Genomic DNA, 20,154 nt, shown 5'->3' with positions numbered 1-20,154 from the left:
GTGTCAGTTCCGGTCATCGACGCGCGCCCCAAGGGCCTCGCGATCTTCCTCATCCTTGCAGGCGCCATCGGGTGGATCGCGGCGTTCGCGCTCACGCTCGACAAGTTCCAGCTCCTGCAGGATCCCGACGCACAACTGGGCTGCAACCTGAGCATCCTCGTGCAGTGCGGCGTCAACCTGAACTCCTGGCAGGGCGCGATCCTCGGGTTCCCGAACCCGCTCATCGGCCTCTCCGCCTGGATCGCGCCGATCGCCGTCGGGATCGCGATCCTGGCCGGCGCCCGGTTCGCACGATGGTTCTGGATCGCCTTCAACATCGGACTCCTCGGCGCCCTCGGGTTCGTCATCTGGCTGATCTCCCAGAGCATCTTCGTCCTCGGCACGCTCTGCCCGTGGTGCATGGTCACCTGGTCGGTGACGATCCCCTCGTTCATCGCCGTGACGGCGTTCACGCTCAAGAACGGGATCATCCCGGCCTCGCCCGCCGTCCGCCGCGTCGCCGGCGTCGTCTCCTCCTGGATCGTCGTCGTGACCCTCGGTTGCTACCTCCTCGTCGCGATCATCGCGCAACTGCGACTCGACGTCCTCTCCTACCTCTGACACCTCCCTCGGAGATCGACGAAGCCCGCCCCCGGAGACCGAGGGCGGGCTTCGTCGTCAGATGACGGACGAGCGTCAGGCGAACCAGAGCGCCAGCTCGCGCGAGGCGGACTCGACGCTGTCCGAGCCGTGCACGAGGTTCTGCTGGACCTTGAGTCCCCAGTCACGACCGAAGTCGCCACGGATGGTGCCGGGGGCCGCCGTCGTCGGGTCGGTCGTGCCGGCGAGCGAACGGAACCCTTCGATCACCCGGTTGCCGGCCACGCGGATCGCGACGACCGGGCCGCTCAGCATGAACTCGACGAGCGGCTCGTAGAACGGCTTGCCCTCGTGCTCGGCGTAGTGCGCGGCGAGGAGCTCGCGGTCGGGATCGACCATGCGGAGGTCCACGAGGGAGTAGCCCTTCGCCTCGATCCGACGGAGGATCTCGCCGGTCAGGTTGCGTGCGACGCCGTCGGGCTTCACGAGTACCAGGGTTTCTTCAACAGCCACGGTCAATCCTTCGCTTCTCGGTAGAACGCCTGCTGACGCTCGATCTTGTCGCCTTGGACCATCGCATAGGTCCAGACGGCTGCGGCCATGCCACCGACGAGGAACATCATCGGCACGAGCAGACCGGTAGCCACGATAGCGGCTTGCACCGCCCAGCCCAGCCAATACCCCCAGCGGAATCGCAGGAGCGGGATCGTCGCGACGATGATCAGGCAGAGCAATGCGCCACCGATCAGCGCGACCGGCGCCGGCAGGGCCTTCAGCCCGAAGATGACGAGCGCACCGAGGAACATGACGACCATCTCGAATCCGAGGATGATCGATCCGAGCGTCTGCTTGATGCTCCGCGGACCACGCCGAGCCGACATGCCGCTCATGCCTTCACCTTCCATTCGCGATCGTCGGCGACCTCGATCGCCTCACCGACCAGGGTGATGGAACCGGTGATCACGACGAGGCGACGAGGCGCCTCCTCCGCCCAGCGACGGGCGTCCTCTGCGGCCTCGTCGAGGGTGTCGGCGAATGTCGAGGCCGGCAGCTCGAGCGAGGCTGCGAGCCGCGAGAGCTCCTCGGCGGGGATCGCGCGCTCCGACTCGGACTGGGTGAAGAAGAACCCGGACGCCGCCGGCGCCAGGGTCGTCAGGATGCCAGCGGCGTCCTTGTCCTGCAGGATCCCGACGACGAAGGCGATCTCGTCGACGTCGAAGTACGTCCCGAGCGCTGCGACGAGCGACGCAGCACCGTGTGGGTTGTGCGCAGCGTCGACGAGCACGGTGGGATCGGTGCCGACGAGCTGCAGGCGCCCCGGTGAAGCGACCTCCGTGAGCCCTTCGGCGAGGACGTCTTCGGCGATGGCCTGCGTCGCACCGCCGAGGAACGCCTCGACGGCGGCGATCGCGAGCGTGGCGTTCCGTCCCTGGTGGTCGCCGTACAGCGGGAGGTAGAGCTCCGGGTACGTCCCCGCGCGGCCTCGGACGGTGATGAGCTGTCCGCCGACGGCGACCGCGTCCTGCTCCAGGGCGAACTCGTCGCCCTCGAACACGATGGGGTCGGACGCGGCGGCGGCCGCCTCCGTGAGCGCGCGTCTCGCGTCCGGGTGCTGCGCGGCCGAGACGACCTGCGCACCCGGCTTGATGATCCCCGCCTTCGTCTGGGCGATCTCGGCGATCGTGGATCCGAGCCGCTGGACGTGGTCGAGGTCGATCGGGGTGAAGACCGCGACCTCGGCGTCCGCCGCGTTCGTCGAGTCCCAGGCACCGCCCATGCCGACTTCGACCACCGCGACGTCGACCGGCGCGTCGCCGAAGCAGGCGAACCCGAGCACCGTCAGCGCTTCGAAGAAGGTCAGTCCCGGCTCCCCGGCCGCCGTGAGTTCGGCATCGACCATGGCCAGGTAGGGCCGGATGTCGTCCCAGTTCCTCGCGACGGCCTCATCGGAGATCCGCTCGCCGTCGACCCCGATTCGCTCGGTGAACCGGACGAGGTGCGGGCTCGTGAAGAGACCCGTCCGGAGACCGTGGGCGCGGAGGATGCTCTCGATCATGCGTGCCGTGCTCGTCTTGCCGTTCGTGCCCGCGATCTGGATGATCGCGAACGACGACTCGGGGTTGCCGAGCAGCTCGAGCGCACGTTTTGTGGCCCCGAGTCGGGGCTGCGGCTGAGCCTCTCCAAGACGCTCGAGCAGCTCGCGGTACACGGCGTCCGCGGCGTCAGCCGCCGAACCGTCGTCAGGCGCATTCAGCTCATCGGACATCTGCGGTCTCCTCTGCGCGCTCGACGGTGACGGTGAAGGCGCCGGTGTTGCCGAACTTCGCCGCCGGGAAGGTCTGCGAGAACCCGGACGGCTCCGACGGTGCGTCAGAGCCCGTCCAGCGCAGCGAGGACGCGAGCGTGTCGCCGGCGAGGTCGACCACGTCGAGGACGCTCCGTACCGCGCGCTCGTCGGCTTCCTCGTCGAACCGGAGTCCGAGGGCGATGCGGTCGCTCACCTGGAGATCGGCGGCCTTCCGGGTGTCCTGGACCGCGCGGATGACGTCGCGGGCGAGACCTTCGGCCTCGAGTTCCGGCGTCAGCGTCGTCTCGAGCAGGGCGAACCCACCCGAGGGCAGCAACGCGAGCGCCACGCCACCGGCGGCGCCCGAAGACGCCTCCATGACGAGCTCGTACTCACCCTCGATGAGTTCGATGCCACCGGCCGTGACCGTCCCGTCGACCTCGGACCAGTCTCCGCTCCGGGCACCCTTGATCGCCTGCTGCACCGTCTTCCCGAGCCGAGGCCCGGCTGCGCGGGCGTTGACCGAGAGCCGGGAGGTGACCCCGTACTCGGCACCGCTCGTGTCGGTCAGTTCGGCGAACACGACGGCCTTGAGGTTGAGCTCCTCGCGGAGGATCGCCTCGAAGGGCGCCAACGACGCCGGATCCGGCGTCACGACGGTGAGCGACGCGAGGGGCAGTCTGACCCGGAGGCCGGCCTGCTTCCGCAGCGCGAGGGTCACGCCGGAGATCTCGCGGACCCGGTCCATCGCCGCGACCAGGGCGGCGTCCTCCGGGAAGGCCTGTGGTTCCGGCCAGTCCGTGAGATGGACGCTGCGCTCCCCCGTCAGCCCGGTCCAGATCTGCTCGGAGATGAGTGGAAGCAGCGGCGCGGCGACCCGGGTGAAGGTCTCGAGGACCGTGTACATGGTGTCGAAGGCGTCGCGGTCGAGCTCACCGCCGTCGCTCGCCCAGAACCGGTCGCGCGAACGACGCACGTACCAGTTGGTGAGGACGTCGGCGAAGTCCCGCAGCGAGGCGGCGGCGAGCGTCGCGTCGAACGCCTCGAGGTGGTCGGTGACGGTCACGACGAGTTCGCGCGTCTTGGCGAGGATGTAGCGATCCAGCACGTCGCTCGAATCCGTCCGCCAGACGGCGTCGTATCCACCGGGCACCGCCGTGTTGGCGTACAGCGAGAAGAAGTACCAGCTGTTCCACAGCGGCAGCATCACCTGGCGGACACCCTCGCGGATGCCCTCCTCGGTCACGACCAGGTTGCCGCCGCGGAGGACCGAGCTCGACATGAGGAACCAGCGCATCGCATCGGAACCGTCGCGGTCGAACACCTCGTTGACGTCCGGGTAGTTGCGCAGCGACTTCGACATCTTCTGTCCGTCGCTGCCGAGGACGATGCCGTGGCTCACGACGCTCGTGAACGCCGGCCGGTCGAAGAGCGCGGTGGAAAGGACGTGGAGGAGGTAGAACCAGCCACGCGTCTGCCCGATGTACTCGACGATGAAATCGGCGGGGCTGTGCGAATCGAACCACTCGCGGTTCTCGAACGGGTAGTGCACCTGCGCGAACGGCATCGACCCGGAGTCGAACCAGACGTCGAGCACGTCCGTGATGCGCCGCATGGTCGATCGACCGGTCGGATCGTCGGGGTTCGGCCGGGTGAGTTCGTCGATGTACGGGCGGTGCAGATCCGTCGGACGGACACCGAAGTCGGCCTCGAGCTCGTCGAGCGAGCCGTACACGTCGATGCGCGGGTACGCCGGGTCGTCGCTCTTCCACACGGGGATGGGTGATCCCCAGTACCGGTTGCGGCTGATGGACCAGTCGCGGGCACCGGCGAGCCACTTGCCGAACTGCCCGTCCTTCACGTTCTCCGGCACCCAGGTGATCTCCTGGTTGAGCTCCTCCATGCGGTCGCGGAACTCCGGCACGCGCACGAACCAGCTCGAGACCGCCTTGTAGATGAGGGGCTGCTTGCAGCGCCAGCAGTGCGGGTACGAGTGCTCGTAGCTCGCCTGACGGAGGAGGCGTCCCTGCGCCTTCAGCAGCTGCGTGAGCGGCTTGTTCGCGTCGAAGACCTGCAGGCCCACGACGTCGGACACCTCGGGGAGGAACTTGCCACCGTCGTCGACGGACACGATCACCGGGATGCCCGCGGCCTCGCAGACCTTCTGGTCCTCCTCACCGTAGGCGGGAGCCTGGTGGACGATACCCGTGCCGTCCTCGGTCGACACGTAGTCGGCCACGAGGATGCGCCAAGCGTGCTCCATGCCCCACTCGGCATCGGCGTAGTAGTCCCACAGGCGGTCGTAGGAGACGTCCTCGAGGTCGCGACCGACGACCGTGCGCGAGACGGCCGCGTGTGCATCGGCCGCCGAGTCGTACCCGAGGTCCTTGGCGTAGTTGCCGAGCAGCGCTGACGCGATCAGGTACTCCCCCGCGAGCACCTCCGTGTCGGCGTGGGCAGCACCCTCCTCGCGGAGCACGGTCGCGTCCGGGGTGCCGTTCGGGCCGGCCGGGACGACCGAGTACTCGATGTCGGGACCCACGGCGAGCGCCGCGTTCGTGGGCAGGGTCCAGGGGGTCGTCGTCCAGGCGAGTGCTCGGACCGCGGTGAGTCCGAGGCTCTCGGCCTTGGGACCGACGAGCGGGAAGGTGACGGTGACGGTCTGGTCCTGGCGGGACCGGTAGACGTCGTCGTCCATGCGCAGTTCGTGGTTGGAGAGCGGGGTCTGGTCGCGCCAGCAGTAGGGCAGCACCCGGTAGCCCTCGTAGGCGAGGCCCTTGTCGTGCAACTGCTTGAACGCCCAGATGACCGATTCCATGTAGGTCACGTCGAGCGTCTTGTAGTCGTGCTCGAAGTCGACCCAGCGCGCCTGGCGCGTCACGTAGTCCTGCCACTCCTCGGTGTACCGGAGCACGGAGTCGCGGGCGACCTGGTTGAACGCGGCGAGACCCATCTCGTCGATCTGGCGCTTGTCGGTGATGCCGAGCTGGCGCTCCGCCTCGAGCTCGGCCGGGAGACCGTGGGTGTCCCAGCCGAAGCGGCGGTGCACCTGCTTGCCGCGCATCGTCTGGAACCGCGGGAAGAGGTCCTTGGCATAGCCGGTGAGGAGGTGGCCGTAGTGCGGGAGGCCGTTGGCGAAGGGAGGGCCGTCGTAGAACACCCACTCGGGTGCTCCTTCGCGCTGGTCGATCGACGCCTGGAAGGTCCCGTCGGCCGCCCACCGTGCGAGCACGCCTTCTTCGATGGCGGGGAAGCTGGGCGACGGTGTGACGCCGAAGGCCGCACCGTTCGAGGCGGACTCGGAAGCGTTCGGTTCCTGGGACTTCGGGTAGCTCATCGTTCTCCTGGCAGGTCTCGTGGGTCCTGCGAGGACGCCGGCTCGCCGACGCGGTACCACCCCGCTTGCCGTCCACGTGTGACGGCCGCTCTGCACCGGCTGTGACGGGCCTGCCCCGCTCGGCTCTACTGGGCGGCCGACTGGCGGTCGCTGTTCTTCCGAGGACTCCCCGGTGATGGCCGGATCGATGTCGTTGCTTCCATGGTACAGCCTGGAGAACCGGTTCGCGGAGGTGAGCGCCTAGGTGGGGGCGGGGCCGCCGGCTCGAGCCAGCGCACGGCCGAACCCGTCGATGACCGGTGCGATCGCGCTTCGGAGGTAGGCACCGAGTTCGCCGCGGTTCACGCCCGCGGCGGCCCAGGCACCGGCTCCCGCGACGACGGCGCCGGCGGTCGCGGCCGCTGCGGCGCGGATCGTCAGCTCGTCGACCCCGGGAGCCAGCCGAGCGAGGTACACCCGCAGCACGGCTTGCAGCCTGAGCAGCCGCTCGAGCCCGGACGCTTGCAGCTCCCAGGCCGTGTCCATGAGGTCGATCTGCGTCAGGGCCCATGGCACGGCCCCGTTCGAACGCTCCTCGGCGATGCCGAGCAGGGCATCCTGCAACGCGGGCATCGCCTCGTCGGCCGTGGACGCCGGGCCCCCTGCGGCGAGCGCCCGCTCGAACCCGGCGAGCGCCGCGTCGACGTCCACCCAGAGGACGTCGCTCTTGGAGCCGAAGTAGTTGAAGAAGGTGTTGCGGCTGACGCCGGCGCGGCTGGCGATCTGATCGACGGTCGTGCCCGGGTAGCCCTGCTCGAGGAAGAGTTCCGCCGCGGCCTCCTCGAGGATGCGCCGCGACGATCGACGGGGGCGCCCGACGGCGTTCCGTCCCGGTGGTCGTGTCATGTGCGCTCCTTCCGCCGCCTGCGAGCCTAGCCGTCGCCTGAGGGGCGGGCGGGCTCACCGGAGCCCGTATGCTGGTTCCGAGACTGCGTCCAATAATTCGTCCGACGTGGTCGCCGGGCCGACAGCACCCGGTCGTCACGCTTCCTGGAGTCCCTGTGCCTGCATCCCTCTCCCCCGTCACTCCTCGTCGGGCCCCGTCGGGCCGCCGGACGGCGCGTGTCGTCGCGGCGTTCGTCCCCCTCGCGGTCCTGCTCGCGGCGTGCGCTCCCGGCGCACCGTCCGCGTCCAGCACTCCGAAAACCGGCGGCACGCTGGTCTACGCCAGTGGGGATGCGGAGCCGACCTGCCTCGACCCGCACGTCGGTGGCAACTATCCACAGGCCCTGCTCAGCGCACAGGTCCTCGAGCCGCTCGTCTCGCGCGACGCGAAGGGTGCGATCATCCCGTGGCTCGCCGAGTCGTGGACCACCTCGCAGGACGGCCTGACCTGGGAGTTCACCCTCCGCCCGGATGTGACGTTCTCCGACGGCACCGCGTTCGACGCCGCAGCGGTCAAGACGAACATCGAACACCTGCAGGATCCGGCGACGAAGTCGTCGACGGGATACCTCGCGGTCGGCAAGGTCGCCTCGGTCGAGGCGGTCGACGCCACGACGGCCCGCTTCACCCTCTCCGCTCCCGACAGCGCCCTGCTCGAGTCCCTGTCGCAGCCGTGGACGGCCATGGAGTCGCCGACGGGGATCGCGCGTGGTGAAGCCGCGAACTGCGACGCGCCGGTCGGCACCGGTCCCTTCGTCGTCGACGAGTGGGTCAAGCAGGACCATGTGTCGCTCGTGCGGAACGAGGACTACGACTCCGCTCCCGGGGACGCCGCCCACGACGGGCCCGCATACCTCGACGGCATCACCTGGCGGTTCATCCCCGACTCCGCGTCCCGGTTCGCCGCGCTGCAGAGCGGTGACGTCGACATCATCGACAACGCGCAGCCCGACACGATCGCGCAGGCGAAGGATTCGAAGACGATCGTCGACCTGGACGCACCACGTCCGGGTGCGTCGAACCGCATCGAGTTGAACTCCGGTCAGGCGCCGTTCGACGACCAGCGCGTCCGTGAGGCCTTCGTGCGGTCGACGGATGTGAACGCCGGGATCGAATCGCTGTTCTTCGGGACGGCGAAGCGGTCCTACTCTCCGCTCTCGAGTGCCGAGACGACCTCCTACGGCGACGAGAGCCTGTTCGGATACGACGTGGACGCCGCGAACAAGCTGCTCGACGAGGCCGGCTGGGCCGAGAAGGACGCCGACGGGGTCCGGACGAAGGACGGGGTCCGTCTCACCGTGCGGTTCCCGGTCAGCACCAATCAGTCGATCCCGGCCGAGCAGTCGTTGTTCGAGCAGATCCAGGCGGGCGCCGGCGACGTCGGGTTCGACGTGCAGCTCGAACTGCTCGACCTCGCGAGCTGGTACGAGGCGCTCGGGAGCAACGCGTACGAGGCCGTCAGCGCGCCGTACACGAAGGTGGGCCCGGATGTGCTCCGCGTCCTCTACGACTCGTCCGGCATCGTGCCGGCGCCGAGCGGCTACTTCGCGAACCACGCCCAGCTCGACGACCCGGCGCTCGACGACATCCTCAAGCAGGCCAGTGACACGCTCGACCCCGAGGAGCGCGCCTTCCTCTACGAGCAGGCGCAGCAGATCATCCTCGACGGCTACTACATCCTCCCGCTCTACGACCAGCAGAACCACTTCCTGCTGAGCACCTCCCTGCAGGGCGTCCGCGCCCTGCCGACGGTGTCGACGCCGGTCTTCGGGGACGCCTGGCTCGTGGAGTGACGGGCATCGGCCGCGAGGGACGCGACCTCCGCCGCCTGGGCGCGCGGATCGGGGCGCGTGTGGCCGGTGCGGTGTTCGTGCTCTGGGCGGTCGCGACGGTCACCTTCTTCGCGGTCCGACTGATCCCGGGCGACCCGGCGCAGGCCTACCTCGGCGGCCCGGGCTCACAAGCGTCCGCGGAAGCACTCGAACGGGTTCGCGAGCAGTACGGCTTGGATCAGCCGCTCCTCGTCCAGTACCTGGCGCAACTGCTCCGCCTCGTCCAGGGCGACCTCGGGGACTCGGCTTCCCTCCGCACCCCGGTCGCCCAGGTGCTGGCCGAGCAGCTCGGCGGCACCCTGGTGCTCGCCTCGGCGTCGCTCGCCGTCGCCTGGCTCCTGGCTCTCGGGCTGGCGGTCTGGTCGACCCGTGGCGGACGGGTCTCCGCAGCGCTCGGATCGGCCGTCGAACTCGTGGCGGCCTCGCTCCCCCAGTTCTGGCTGGCGACCGTCCTCATCACGCTGTTCAGCACCTGGCTCGGGTGGCTTCCCCCGGTGAGCACGGGTGATGCGGTCGGGCTCGTGCTCCCGGTGCTGACCCTGGCGATACCGGTCGCCGGGTTCCTGGCCCAGGTGATGCGCGAACCGCTCCTGGACGCGGGTTCAGCGCCGTTCGCCGTCTCGGCGGCCGCGCGCGGCGAGACGACGACCGGTCTGCTCCTCCGACACGGCCTGCGTCACGCCGCCGTGCCCGCCGTCAACCTGTCGGGGTGGGCGTTCGGGTACCTCATCAGCGGCGCGGTCGTCGTCGAGACCATCTTCGCCCGGCCCGGTCTCGGACGGACGCTGCTCCAGGCGGTGACGGCCCGCGATGTCCCGGTGGTGACCGGCGTCGTGTTGAGCTCGGCGGTCGCCTACGTCGTCGTCATGTTCCTCGCCGACCTCGCGTCGGAGCTGCTCGACCCCCGCGACCGGATGCGGCAGGCCGGATCATGAGCGGGCTCGCGATCACGCCGGCGTCGGGAAGCCCGGACGCGAGGATCCGGCGCGGACGACACCGTCCGTCCGGCTTCGGCACACCGGAGATCGTCGCGGCAGCGGTGGTGCTGTTCCTCCTCGGTTGCGCCCTCGCCCCGCAACTCTTCGCGACGCAGTCGCCGACGGCCGTCGACCCGCGGAGCGCGTTCTCGGCGCCCTCTCTCGTGCACTGGTTCGGGACCGACGAGTCCGGCCGCGACGTCTGGAGCCGGGTCGTCCACGGTGCAGGCACCTCGCTCCTCATCGGCGTGGCCGCAACCGTCATCGGGCTCGTCCTCGGCGCCGGACTGGCCACCATCGCCGCGGTCGGCGGACGGATCGCCGACTTCACCGTCGGACGGGTGCTCGAGGTGCTCTTCGCGTTCCCCGGCCTCCTGCTGGCCCTCCTCGTCATCGTGATCGCGGGACCTGGCCCGGTCACGGCCACGATCGCCGTCGGGCTCTCCACGGCCCCGGGATACGCCCGCCTCATCCGAGGCCAGCTCATCCAGGTCCGCTCCTCCGACTACGTCGAAGCCGCCCGCGTCCTCGGACACCGGCCCGCGCGGATCCTCATCCGACACATCCTCCCGAACGCGATCGCCCCGCTCTTCGTCCTGGCGACCCTCGGTATCGGCCAGGCGGTCGTCTGGGCGTCCGCACTCAGCTATCTCGGTCTCGGCGCGCAACCGCCCGCCCCGGAGTGGGGCGCAATGCTCGCCGGAGCCCGCACCTACCTGTCGACGGCCTGGTGGCTCACCGCCTTCCCCGGCCTCATGATCGTCGCGACCGCCCTGTCGACGACGGTCCTCGGGCGCGGACTGCAGCGCAGGACACGGGGAGACGGCCGATGAACGCGACGACACCGCTCCTGCGCGTGGACTCCCTCTCGGTCGCGTTCGGCGCGGCCGAGCCCGTCGTCTCGGGGGTCTCCTTCGACGTCGAGCGTGGCCGCTGTGTCGCCATCGTCGGTGAATCGGGTTCGGGCAAGAGCGTGACCGCCCGCACCATCCTCGGGCTCGCCGGTGCGTCCGCACGGGTGGACGCGGCCCGGCTCGACTTCGACGGCACCGATCTCAGGGGGCTCGGCGAGCCGGCCTGGCGACGCCTGCGCGGCCGCCGGATCGGCCTGGTCCTGCAGGACGCGCTCGTCTCACTCGACCCGCTCCGTCCGATCGGCCGGGAGATCGACGACGCCCTCCGGCTCGGGACCGGGCTCTCCCGGGGCGAACGCGCCGAGCGCGTCCTCGAGGTGTTGGAGGCCGTCGGCATGCCCGAGCCGTCCTCCCGCGTCGGTCAGCGTTCCGGCGAGCTGTCGGGCGGGCTCCGGCAGCGCGCCCTCATCGCCTCGGCGATCGCCCTGGACCCCGACCTCCTCATCGCAGACGAACCGACCACCGCGCTCGACGTCACCGTCCAAGCGCGGATCATCGGACTCCTCGACCGCATCAAGCAGCGCGGCGCAGGGCTCCTCCTCATCAGCCACGACCTGGCCGTCGTGTCGTCGATCGCGGACCACATCGTCGTGATGCGCGGCGGCGCCGTCGTCGAGCAGGGTCCGGCCGCTGAGGTGCTCACGGCCCCGAAGCACCCGTACACCCAGGCCTTGATCGACGCCGTGCCCACCGATCGACCTCGAGGCGCCCGCCTGAGCAAGGGCCGCGCCACCACCCCCGACGCGATGGCCGGACCGACCCCTCGGACCCCGATCGAGCGCTCGGCCGCGCCCGCGATCGAGGTCCGCGGGGTGACCCGCGTCTTCGACCGTTCCGGAGGCGCGACTCCGATCCGCGCGGTCGACGACGTCTCGCTCCGCCTGGAACCGGGGACGACCCTCGGCGTGGTGGGCGAGTCGGGCTCGGGCAAGACCACGCTCGCTCGACTCGCACTCGGTCTCACGACACCGCAGTCCGGGACCGTCCTGTTCGAGGGCGGACCGTGGTCGGAAGCGCCGGAACGCGTTCGGCGTTCCCGACGCCACCGGCTGGGCTGGGTCTCGCAGGACCCCTTGAGCTCCTTCGATCCACGATGGCGTGTCGGCGCCATCCTCACCGACGCCGCTCGTGGTCGCGGCACCGCCGACCCGGACACCGCGAAGCCCACCGTGGCCGAACTCCTCACCGACGTCGGGCTCGATCCGGCCCTGGAGCGGGCACGCCCGCGGACGCTCTCCGGAGGGCAACGCCAGCGTGTGGCGATCGCGCGGGCACTCGCCGGCAGACCCTCGACCCTCATCCTCGATGAACCGGTGTCGGCGCTCGACGTGACCGTCCAGGCCAGGATCCTCGACCTCCTCGACGAGCTCCAGGAGCGTCACGGGCTGAGCTACCTCCTCATCTCGCACGACCTCGGCGTCATCCGGCACATGAGCGACCGGGTGGCCGTCATGCAGCACGGGCGCGTCGTGGAGTACGGCGACACCGAGCAGGTCTTCACCGCTCCGCGCCACCCGTACACCGCTCGACTCGCCGCCGACGCGCCGCGCCTCACACGACCGCCGACCGGATCAGGGGCCGACGCCGTCTGACGTCGGCGGCGGGAACCGATCCAGCATCGCTTGCACCGCCGGGGCGAGGGTCATGGCGTACACCCAGCTCAGATGGTGAGGATCCCGGTACGCCAGCACCCCACCGACCACCGGCGAACACCGCTCGGGCGCGCACAGGGCGTCGGTGAGATCGACGGGCCTGACCCGCGGATCGCGGCTCGCCACCGCCGCCTCGTACTGTGGGTCCTCGACGAAGGCGTCGCCCCGACTCCGGGCGCAGCCGTCCGCCGGCGCAGACGCGTCACGGACGCACGCCAGGACGTCCTCGGCCATGGTCGGGGTGTCATGGAGCACGAGGATCCGCTCGACCGTGCTCGGGACGCGTGCCCAACGCTCCGCGTAGCCGTCCTCGGCGACCTCGCGCCAGTCTCGATCCCCCTCGGCGACCACCGGGTTCCTCGCCCGGGAGGAGACGACGAGCGTGTCGATCCCGGGTTGGTCCTGCAGCAGGGCGAGCGCCTCGCGGTTCCAGCTCACGCAACCGACCCGCATCTCCGCGAGGACGGCCGCGCTCGTCCCAGGCTCCGTGCGCTCGGCGTCGCTGAACGGGCACGAACTCTTCGCGGCGACCAGCAGGCGCCACCCGTGCTCCTCGGCCGCCGTGGCGAACGCCGGCAACCACTGCTCGGCGTGGGAGTCCCCGAGAAGCGCCACCGTCCTCGTCGCCCGATCCGCGGAGGCGCCATAGGCACAGACCTCGAACGCCGACGCGCGGATGTCGGTGATGCAGCGCTCCGGCGGCACGTCGGCGAGGGAGGGATCAGGGATGACCCCCGTCGGAGTCTCGGTCGCAGGAGCGGTGCGGCCCGCCGCCTCGCCATCGGAGGGCCTGGCCGGGCCGGACGCGACGGCACCACGGGAACACGCCGGGGCGCCCAGGAGCACGGCGGCTCCGAGACACTCCGTCGGATTGGTGACCAGCGCCTCGATGCGCTCCTGTTCGGCGGTGATGCGCGCCTGCGCGCCGGGCAGGATCCCGACCGAGGCGATCAGGACGACCGTCATCGCGACGGCGGTCGCGCCGAGCACGCGCCGAGGGCGCCAGTCGGCAGCTCGCCCGAAGCGGATCGGGCGCTCCACGAACCGCGTGGTCAGCTCGGCGAGGATGCCGGTGACGAGGAGCATGAGGAGTTGCTCGGGCACGGTGGCGGACCGGGCGAGGACGATCCCGCCGAACACGATGACGGGCCAGTGCCACAGGTACACCGCGTAGGAGCGGTCCCCCAGCCACCGGATCGGCGCCCACCCGAGGAGCGACGTCGACGACCATCGGACCGCCGGCGCAGATGCCCAGATCACGGCGATCGTCCCTCCCACCGGGAGCGCGGCCGTCAGCGCAGGGAACGGTGTCGCCCCCGAGTACGCCATCGCGGCCGTGCCGACGGCGACGAACCCGAGCCAGGCGACGGTCGTCCGAACCCCCGGTCGCACCGACTGCCGCCTGGCTCCCCCGGCCACCAGGATCGCCGCCAGCCCACCGGCGGCGAACTCCCAGGCCCTCGTCGTCGTCGCGAAATAGGCGGGCGACGGGTCCTGCAGCGTGAAGAGGAGCGACCAGGCTCCGGAGGCGACGCAGACCGAGCCGACAGCGACCGCCACACCCCGACGCTGCGTCGTGGCATCGGCGACAGCGCGTCGCGCCACCCGCACCGCGATCCAACCGGCGAGCAGGACGAGGATCGGCCAGACGAGGTAGAACTGCTCCTCCACCGACAGCGACCAGAAGTGCTGCACGGGCGACGGTGCGTCGTCGGCGGCCAGGTAGTCGACCGCGGATCCCGCCAACGCCCAGTTCTCGACGTACAGGGCCGACCAGGCGATCTCGCGCAGGAACCTCGGCAGGTCCCCGAGCGGGGCGAGGTACCAGCTCGCGACGAGGGTCGCCATGAGGACGGTGAGCGCCGCCGGGAGCAGCCGTCGCGCCCGCCTGGCCCAGAACCGTCCGAGACGCACCGTGCCGGACCGCTCGACCTCGGAGAGCAGGTGCGCCGTGATCAGGAACCCGGAGATCGCGAAGAAGACGTCGACACCGACGAACCCGCCGGGCACGAGCCCCGGCCACAGATGGAACAGGACGACGAGCGCCACCGCCACGGCGCGGAGGCCTTGGAGGTCGGCGCGGACGGTGCGAGGCGCGGCGCTGGTCGACACGGTCCGATGCTAGCGGCGCCGTGGATCCCGGGTGTCCGTCGCTCCGGCCGGTGCCTGCGATAGCATGGGACGTTCCCCCACACTCAGGCACGCAGACACGGTGCCGCACATATCAGCAGGAGATCCCCTCATGACCGCTGCCAGCATCCCGGACAAGCCGGCCCTCGAAGGTCTCGAGCAGAAGTGGGGCTCCTCCTGGGAGTCCGCGGGGACGTACCGGTTCCAGCGCGAGGGCGCGACCCGCGAGTGCATCTACTCCATCGACACCCCGCCGCCGACCGCCTCCGGGTCACTCCACATCGGGCACGTCTTCAGCTACACCCACACCGACGTCGTCGCCCGCTACCAGCGGATGACGGGCAAGCGCGTCTTCTACCCGATGGGCTGGGACGACAACGGTCTCCCGACCGAGCGGCGTGTCCAGAACTATTACGGCGTCCGGTGCGACCCGACGCTCCCCTACGACGCGGACTTCACGCCGCCGTTCGAGGGCGGCGACAACAAGAGCACGAAGGCCGCCGATCAGATCCCGATCTCCCGCCGCAACTTCATCGAGCTCTGCGAGCGCCTCACCGTCGAGGACGAGCAGCAGTTCGAGGCCGTCTGGCGCGCGCTCGGACTCTCGGTGGACTGGACGCAGAGCTACCGGACGATCGGCGACGAGTCGATCACCGCCAGCCAGCTCGCGTTCCTCCGGAACCTCGAGCGGGGCGAGGCCTACCAGGCCATGGCGCCCACGCTCTGGGACATCACCTTCCGCACGGCCGTGGCCCAGGCCGAGCTCGAGGACAAGGAGCAGCCGGGCACCTACCGCCGGCTGTCCTTCCACCGCCCCGACGGTGGCACGATCGAGATCGAGACCACCCGTCCCGAACTCCTCCCCGCGTGCGTCGCCCTCGTGGCCCACCCCGACGACGAGCGCTTCAAGCCGCTGTTCGGCACCACGGTGACGACACCCGTCTTCGGGGTCGAGGTGCCCGTGCTCGCGCACCACCTCGCTCAGCCCGACAAGGGCGCCGGCATCGCGATGGTCTGCACCTTCGGTGACATCACCGACATCGTCTGGTGGCGCGAACTCGACCTCCCGAACCGCGCGATCCTCGGCTTCGACGGCCGGATCATCTCCGAGGCGCCCGAGGCGATCACGACCGAGGCAGGCCGCGACGCCTACGCGCAGCTCGCAGGCAAGACGGTGTTCAGCGCCAAGCAGGCCGTCGTCGACCTTCTCACGGCGTCCGGCGACCTCGTCGGCGAGCCGAAGCAGATCACGCACCCCGTCAAGTTCTTCGAGAAGGGCGACAAGCCACTCGAGATCGTCTCGACCCGCCAGTGGTACATCCGCAACGGCGCGCGAGACGAACAGCTCCGCGGCCGCCTGCTCGAACTGGGCGCCGAGCTGGAGTGGCACCCCGAGTTCATGCGGGTGCGCTACGAGAACTGGGTCGGCGGCCTGTCGGGCGACTGGCTGATCTCCCGCCAGCGGTTCTTCGGCGTCCCGATCCCGCTCTGGTACCCGCTCGACGGTGACGGCAATCCGGTCTACGACCAGCCGATCGCGCCGGACCACGCGTCCCTGCCGGTCGACCCGTCGAGCGACGCGGCTCCCGGCTACGACGAGTCCCAGCGCGGCGTCCCCGGCGGCTTCATGGGCGAGGTGGACGTCATGGACACCTGGGCGACGTCGAGCCTCACCCCGCAGCTCGCCGGCGGTTGGGAGCGCGACCCCGAACTCTGGGATCTGGTGTTCCCGTACTCCCTGCGCCCGCAGGGCCAGGACATCATCCGCACGTGGCTCTTCTCCACCATGCTCCGCAGCGTCCTCGAATACGACCGGAAGCCGTGGGAGCACGCGTCCGTGTCCGGCTTCATCGTCGACCCCGACCGCAAGAAGATGTCGAAGTCGAAGGGCAACGTCGTCACCCCGGCGGCGATGCTCGAACAGCACGGTTCGGACGCCGTCCGGTACTGGGCGGCCTCGAGCCGTCTCGGCACCGATGCGGCCTTCGACCCGCAGAACCCGACGCAGATCAAGATCGGCCGACGCCTCGCCATCAAGGTTCTCAACGCCTCGAAGTTCATCCTCGGCTTCACCGGACGTGAAGACGCTCCGGTGACGGAAGCCGTCGACCTGGCCATGCTCAGCGTCCTCCGCAAGGCCGTCGCGGACGCGAGCACCGCCCTCGCCGGGTACGACCACGCACGGGCCCTCGAGCTCACGGAGGCGTTCTTCTGGACCTTCTGCGACGACTACCTGGAGCTCGTGAAGGAGCGCGCGTACGGCGAGGAGAGCCCCGAGCAGGCGTCCGCGGTGGCCGCGCTGCGGATCGCACTGTCGACGCTGCTCCGCCTCTTCGCCCCGTTCATCCCGTTCGCCGCGGAGGAAGCCTGGTCGTGGTCGCACGACGGTTCGGTCCACATCGCCGCCTGGCCGTCGGACGACGAGTTCGCCGGCCTCGCCACGGGCGAACCCCAGGTGCTCGCGCTCGCGAGCGAGGCCCTCACCGGCATCCGCCGCGCGAAGACCGACGCGAAGGCGTCTCAGAAGACGCCCGTCGACTCCGCCGTCATCGCCGGGCCGGCGGCCTCGGTCGAGCTCCTCGCCCAGGTGGCGGACGATCTCCGTGCCGTCGGACGCATCGCCGTCCTCGAGTTCCGCACCGCGGACACCTTGTCGGTGGCGGACATCGTCTTCACTCCGGCCGCCGAGAGCACGGAGGTCGGAGCATGAGCGTCGTCATCCGCCCCGTCGTCGAGAGCGACCTGTTCGCCTGGCACGCGCTGTACTCCGGGTACGGCGAGTTCTACGGCAACCCGCTCACCGATGAGAAGGCCGTCCTCGTGTGGGGCTGGTTGAGCGACCCGAACCACGGGTTGACGGCGCTCGTCGCGGAGGACGCGCAGGGGGCTCTCGTCGGGCTCGCGCACTATCGGGTGTTCCCACGAGCCCTCGCCGGCGGCACCGGCCTGTACCTCGACGACCTCTTCGTCGCCGAGGAGGCACGCACGGCCGGCGTCGGGACCGCGCTCATCGAGCACGTCCGCGAGATCGCGAAGGCCGACGGCCACAGCGTCGTCCGCTGGATCACCGCCGCCGACAACGAACGCGCGCAAGCCGTCTACGACAAGCTCGCCACCCGGACGAGCTGGGTCACCTACGACCTGGAGCCGTGATGCAGCTCGGAACGCGATGGGCGGTCGGAGCGGCCGCGCCCGAGGCGGTGCCGCCGGCCGTTCGTGTCGCCATCGCCAGCGAGGAGCAGATCCTCCGCGACCAGCAGGTGGACACCACCGCCTGGCGATGGACCCTCACCTGGCTCGAACGCCGACCGGTGGTCGAGCTCGACGACGGCACCACCATCCGTCAGCACGCCGACGGCTCCATCAGCCTGACCCGCCCGGATCCGGACGACGACTGAGTCGTCTCCCGGGCATGCTGGATAGGGTGAGGTATGGAATCACACACGAATCCGTTCCTCCAGCCGAGCACCCTCCCCTACCAGCTTCCGCCCTTCGCGGAGATCCGCGAGGAGCACTACCGGCCCGCCTTCACGGCCGGATTCGAGCAGCAGCTCGCCGAGATCGCGGCGATCACCGCCCAGACGGATCCGCCGACGTTCGAGAACACCTTCCTGCCGCTCGAGCGCAGCGGATCGATCCTGGGGCGCGTCGCCGCCGTGTTCTTCAACCGGAGTTCGGCGGACAGCTCGGCCTTCACGAACGAGCTCGAGGAAGAACTCGCCCCGCAGCTCGCAGCGCACGAGGATGCGATCCGGCTCGACCCGGCCCTGTACGCCCGCATCTCCGCCGTGTACGCGCAGCTGGAGCATCTCGACCTCCCAGCTGAAGCCGCCTATCTCGTGCAGCGGGTCCACACCGAGCACACGCTGGCCGGGGCAGGCCTGGACGATGAGCAGAAACAGGAACTGTCGGAGCTGAACCTCCGCCTCTCGAGTCTCACCACCCGGTTCGAGAAGCAGTTGCTCGCCGACACCAACGAGCTCGCCGTCCACGTCACGGATACCGCCGACCTCGACGGACTCAGCGCGGGCGAGCGGTCCGCAGCAGCGCAAGCCGCCGCGGAGCGTGGACTCGAGGGCTGGCTCATCACGCTCGTCCTCCCGACGGGACATCCGGCACTCTCGACGCTCACCGATCGACGGGTCCGCGAACGGATCATGACCGCGTCCCGAGCCCGCGGCACGCGCGGCGGACCCAACGACAACCGTGCGCTGGTGCTCGAGATCACCCATCTCCGTGCCGAGCGTGCGGCCCTGCTCGGTTTCCCGTCCCATGCGGCGGCGGTCACGGCGGACCAGACCGCCGGGACACCCGAGGCGGTCGCCGAGCTGTTGTCGCGCCTGGCGATCCCCGCCGCTCGCAACGCCGACCGGGAACAGCGCGAACTCGAGCGGGTGTCCGGCCTGGAGACCATCGAAGCCTGGGACTGGCCCTACGCGACGGAACAGGTGCGAGCCGACCGGTTCGACGTCGACACCGCCCGGATGCGCCCCTACTTCGAGGCCGAGCGGGTCCTCTTCGACGGGGTGTTCGCCGCTGCCACCAAGCTCTACGGCATCACCTTCGCGGAGCGGCCGGAGCTCACCGGCTACCACCCGGACGTGCGGGTCTTCGAGGTCTGGAACGAGGACGGTTCGGGCCTCGGCCTCTACCTCCTCGACCTCTACACCCGTGACAGCAAGCGTGGCGGTGCCTGGATGAACGCGCTCATCTCACAGAACCGCCTGCTCGACCAGCCCACCGTCGTGGTCAACAACCTCAACGTCCCGAAGCCGGCCGCCGGTGAACCGACGCTGCTGAGCGTCGACGAGGTCACGACCTTCTTCCACGAGTTCGGTCACGCGCTGCACGGACTGTTCGCGGAGGTCGAGTACCCGCGATTCTCCGGGACGAACGTCTTCCGGGACTTCGTCGAGTTCCCGAGCCAGGTCAACGAGATGTGGATGCTCTGGCCTGAGGTCCTCGCCGGGTACGCACGGCACTACGAGACCGGCGAGCCGATGCCAGAGGAGCTCGTCTCCAAGCTGCAGGCGTCCGCGGGCTTCAACGAGGGCTTCTCGACCAGCGAGTACCTGGCGGCGGCGATGCTCGACCAGGCGTGGCACAGTATCGGCGCGGACGACCGCGTGGACGACGTCGAAGCGTTCGAGGCGGCCGCCCTGCGTTCGGCAGGGCTCGACAACCCGGCCGTCCCGCCGCGCTATGCGAGCACGTACTTCGCCCACACCTTCTCGGGCGGCTACGACGCCGGGTACTACTCCTACATCTGGAGCGAGGTGCTCGACGCCGACACCGTCGACTGGTTCACCGAGAACGGGGGCCTGACCCGGGCGAACCGTGACCGCTTCCGCTCGAGGCTGCTCGGCGTCGGCGGATCGAAGGACCCGCTGGAGGCCTACCGCGACTTCCGCGGCCGCGACGCGGCGATCGAACCGCTCCTGCGGCGCCGCGGCCTCGAAGGCTGAACGACGAAGCCGCCGCGACGAAGCCGGAATCCGGTTCGTCGCGGCGGCTTCACTTCC

General features: G+C 70.1%; 15 protein-coding genes. 9 read left to right on the top strand and 6 right to left on the bottom strand.

Annotated elements, in window-relative coordinates; translation table 11 throughout:
- The gene (locus ITJ57_RS09400) at positions 1-600 is read left to right on the top strand and encodes a vitamin K epoxide reductase family protein (RefSeq protein WP_194669788.1); all 600 of its coding nucleotides are present in this window, start codon (positions 1-3) and stop codon (positions 598-600) included.
- Between the two features lie 75 nt (positions 601-675).
- On the opposite strand, the gene ndk is transcribed toward ITJ57_RS09400, so the two are convergent.
- From ndk to ITJ57_RS09375, 5 genes are all read right to left on the bottom strand, one after another.
- Complete coding sequence (gene ndk, locus ITJ57_RS09395) at positions 676-1,092, bottom strand: nucleoside-diphosphate kinase (protein WP_194669787.1); 417 nt, start codon at positions 1,090-1,092, stop codon at positions 676-678.
- Positions 1,093-1,094: 2 nt separating this feature from the next.
- Entirely contained in the window at positions 1,095-1,469 is a 375-nt protein-coding gene (locus ITJ57_RS09390) for a DUF4233 domain-containing protein (RefSeq protein ID WP_194669786.1), read from the bottom strand.
- Positions 1,466-2,845, bottom strand: coding sequence for a folylpolyglutamate synthase/dihydrofolate synthase family protein (locus ITJ57_RS09385; RefSeq protein WP_194669785.1), 1,380 nt, complete (start codon positions 2,843-2,845; stop codon positions 1,466-1,468). The genes ITJ57_RS09390 and ITJ57_RS09385 overlap by 4 nt, the downstream gene beginning before the upstream one ends.
- Positions 2,835-6,203 carry an isoleucine--tRNA ligase gene (gene ileS, locus ITJ57_RS09380; protein WP_194669784.1) on the bottom strand — a complete coding sequence of 1,123 codons (3,369 nt, stop codon included), beginning with the start codon at positions 6,201-6,203 and terminating at the stop codon, positions 2,835-2,837. The genes ITJ57_RS09385 and ileS overlap by 11 nt, the downstream gene beginning before the upstream one ends.
- 240 nt (positions 6,204-6,443) lie before the next feature.
- Positions 6,444-7,088 carry a TetR/AcrR family transcriptional regulator gene (locus ITJ57_RS09375; protein ID WP_194669783.1) on the bottom strand — a complete coding sequence of 215 codons (645 nt, stop codon included), beginning with the start codon at positions 7,086-7,088 and terminating at the stop codon, positions 6,444-6,446.
- A 155-nt stretch (positions 7,089-7,243) separates the two neighbouring features.
- Here ITJ57_RS09375 and ITJ57_RS09370 point away from each other — a divergent pair, with 155 nt between their 5' ends.
- From ITJ57_RS09370 to ITJ57_RS09355, 4 genes are read left to right on the top strand one after another with little or no spacing between them, the layout of a single operon-like run.
- Positions 7,244-8,920 (top strand): ABC transporter substrate-binding protein, encoded by a 1,677-nt coding sequence (locus ITJ57_RS09370; protein WP_370582290.1) that lies wholly within the window; start codon positions 7,244-7,246, stop codon positions 8,918-8,920.
- 5 nt (positions 8,921-8,925) lie between these two features.
- The gene (locus tag ITJ57_RS09365; protein ID WP_370582365.1) at positions 8,926-9,894 is read left to right on the top strand and encodes an ABC transporter permease; all 969 of its coding nucleotides are present in this window, start codon (positions 8,926-8,928) and stop codon (positions 9,892-9,894) included.
- The gene (locus ITJ57_RS09360; RefSeq protein WP_194669780.1) at positions 9,891-10,769 is read left to right on the top strand and encodes an ABC transporter permease; all 879 of its coding nucleotides are present in this window, start codon (positions 9,891-9,893) and stop codon (positions 10,767-10,769) included. The genes ITJ57_RS09365 and ITJ57_RS09360 overlap by 4 nt, the downstream gene beginning before the upstream one ends.
- A complete protein-coding gene (locus ITJ57_RS09355) occupies positions 10,766-12,442 on the top strand; it encodes an ABC transporter ATP-binding protein (protein ID WP_194669779.1) in 1,677 nt (558 codons plus the stop codon). Before ITJ57_RS09360 ends, ITJ57_RS09355 begins: the two co-directional genes overlap by 4 nt.
- On the opposite strand, the gene ITJ57_RS19790 is transcribed toward ITJ57_RS09355, so the two are convergent.
- The gene (locus ITJ57_RS19790) at positions 12,422-14,614 is read right to left on the bottom strand and encodes an acyltransferase family protein (protein ID WP_194669778.1); all 2,193 of its coding nucleotides are present in this window, start codon (positions 14,612-14,614) and stop codon (positions 12,422-12,424) included. The genes ITJ57_RS09355 and ITJ57_RS19790 overlap by 21 nt on opposite strands.
- A 130-nt stretch (positions 14,615-14,744) precedes the next feature.
- Here ITJ57_RS19790 and valS point away from each other — a divergent pair, with 130 nt between their 5' ends.
- Genes valS through ITJ57_RS09330 form a run of 4 tightly spaced genes read left to right on the top strand, consistent with a single transcriptional unit; the run spans position 14,745 to position 20,097 of the window.
- Entirely contained in the window at positions 14,745-17,342 is a 2,598-nt protein-coding gene (gene valS, locus ITJ57_RS09345) for a valine--tRNA ligase (RefSeq protein ID WP_194669777.1), read from the top strand.
- Positions 17,339-17,785, top strand: a complete 447-nt coding sequence (locus ITJ57_RS09340) for a GNAT family N-acetyltransferase (protein ID WP_194669776.1) — start codon at positions 17,339-17,341, stop codon at positions 17,783-17,785. Before valS ends, ITJ57_RS09340 begins: the two co-directional genes overlap by 4 nt.
- Positions 17,785-18,030: a hypothetical protein gene (locus ITJ57_RS09335; RefSeq protein ID WP_194669775.1), complete on the top strand. Its 246-nt coding sequence runs from the start codon at positions 17,785-17,787 to the stop codon at positions 18,028-18,030. The genes ITJ57_RS09340 and ITJ57_RS09335 overlap by 1 nt, the downstream gene beginning before the upstream one ends.
- 33 nt (positions 18,031-18,063) lie before the next feature.
- Positions 18,064-20,097, top strand: a complete 2,034-nt coding sequence (locus tag ITJ57_RS09330; RefSeq protein ID WP_194669774.1) for a M3 family metallopeptidase — start codon at positions 18,064-18,066, stop codon at positions 20,095-20,097.
- Positions 20,098-20,154 lie beyond the last annotated feature (57 nt).

This window comes from Plantibacter sp. VKM Ac-2880 (genome assembly GCF_015351235.1).
Lineage (GTDB): Bacteria > Actinomycetota > Actinomycetes > Actinomycetales > Microbacteriaceae > Plantibacter.
Note: the sequence above shows the minus strand (reverse complement) of the source record. Positions and strands in the feature narration are given on the sequence as shown.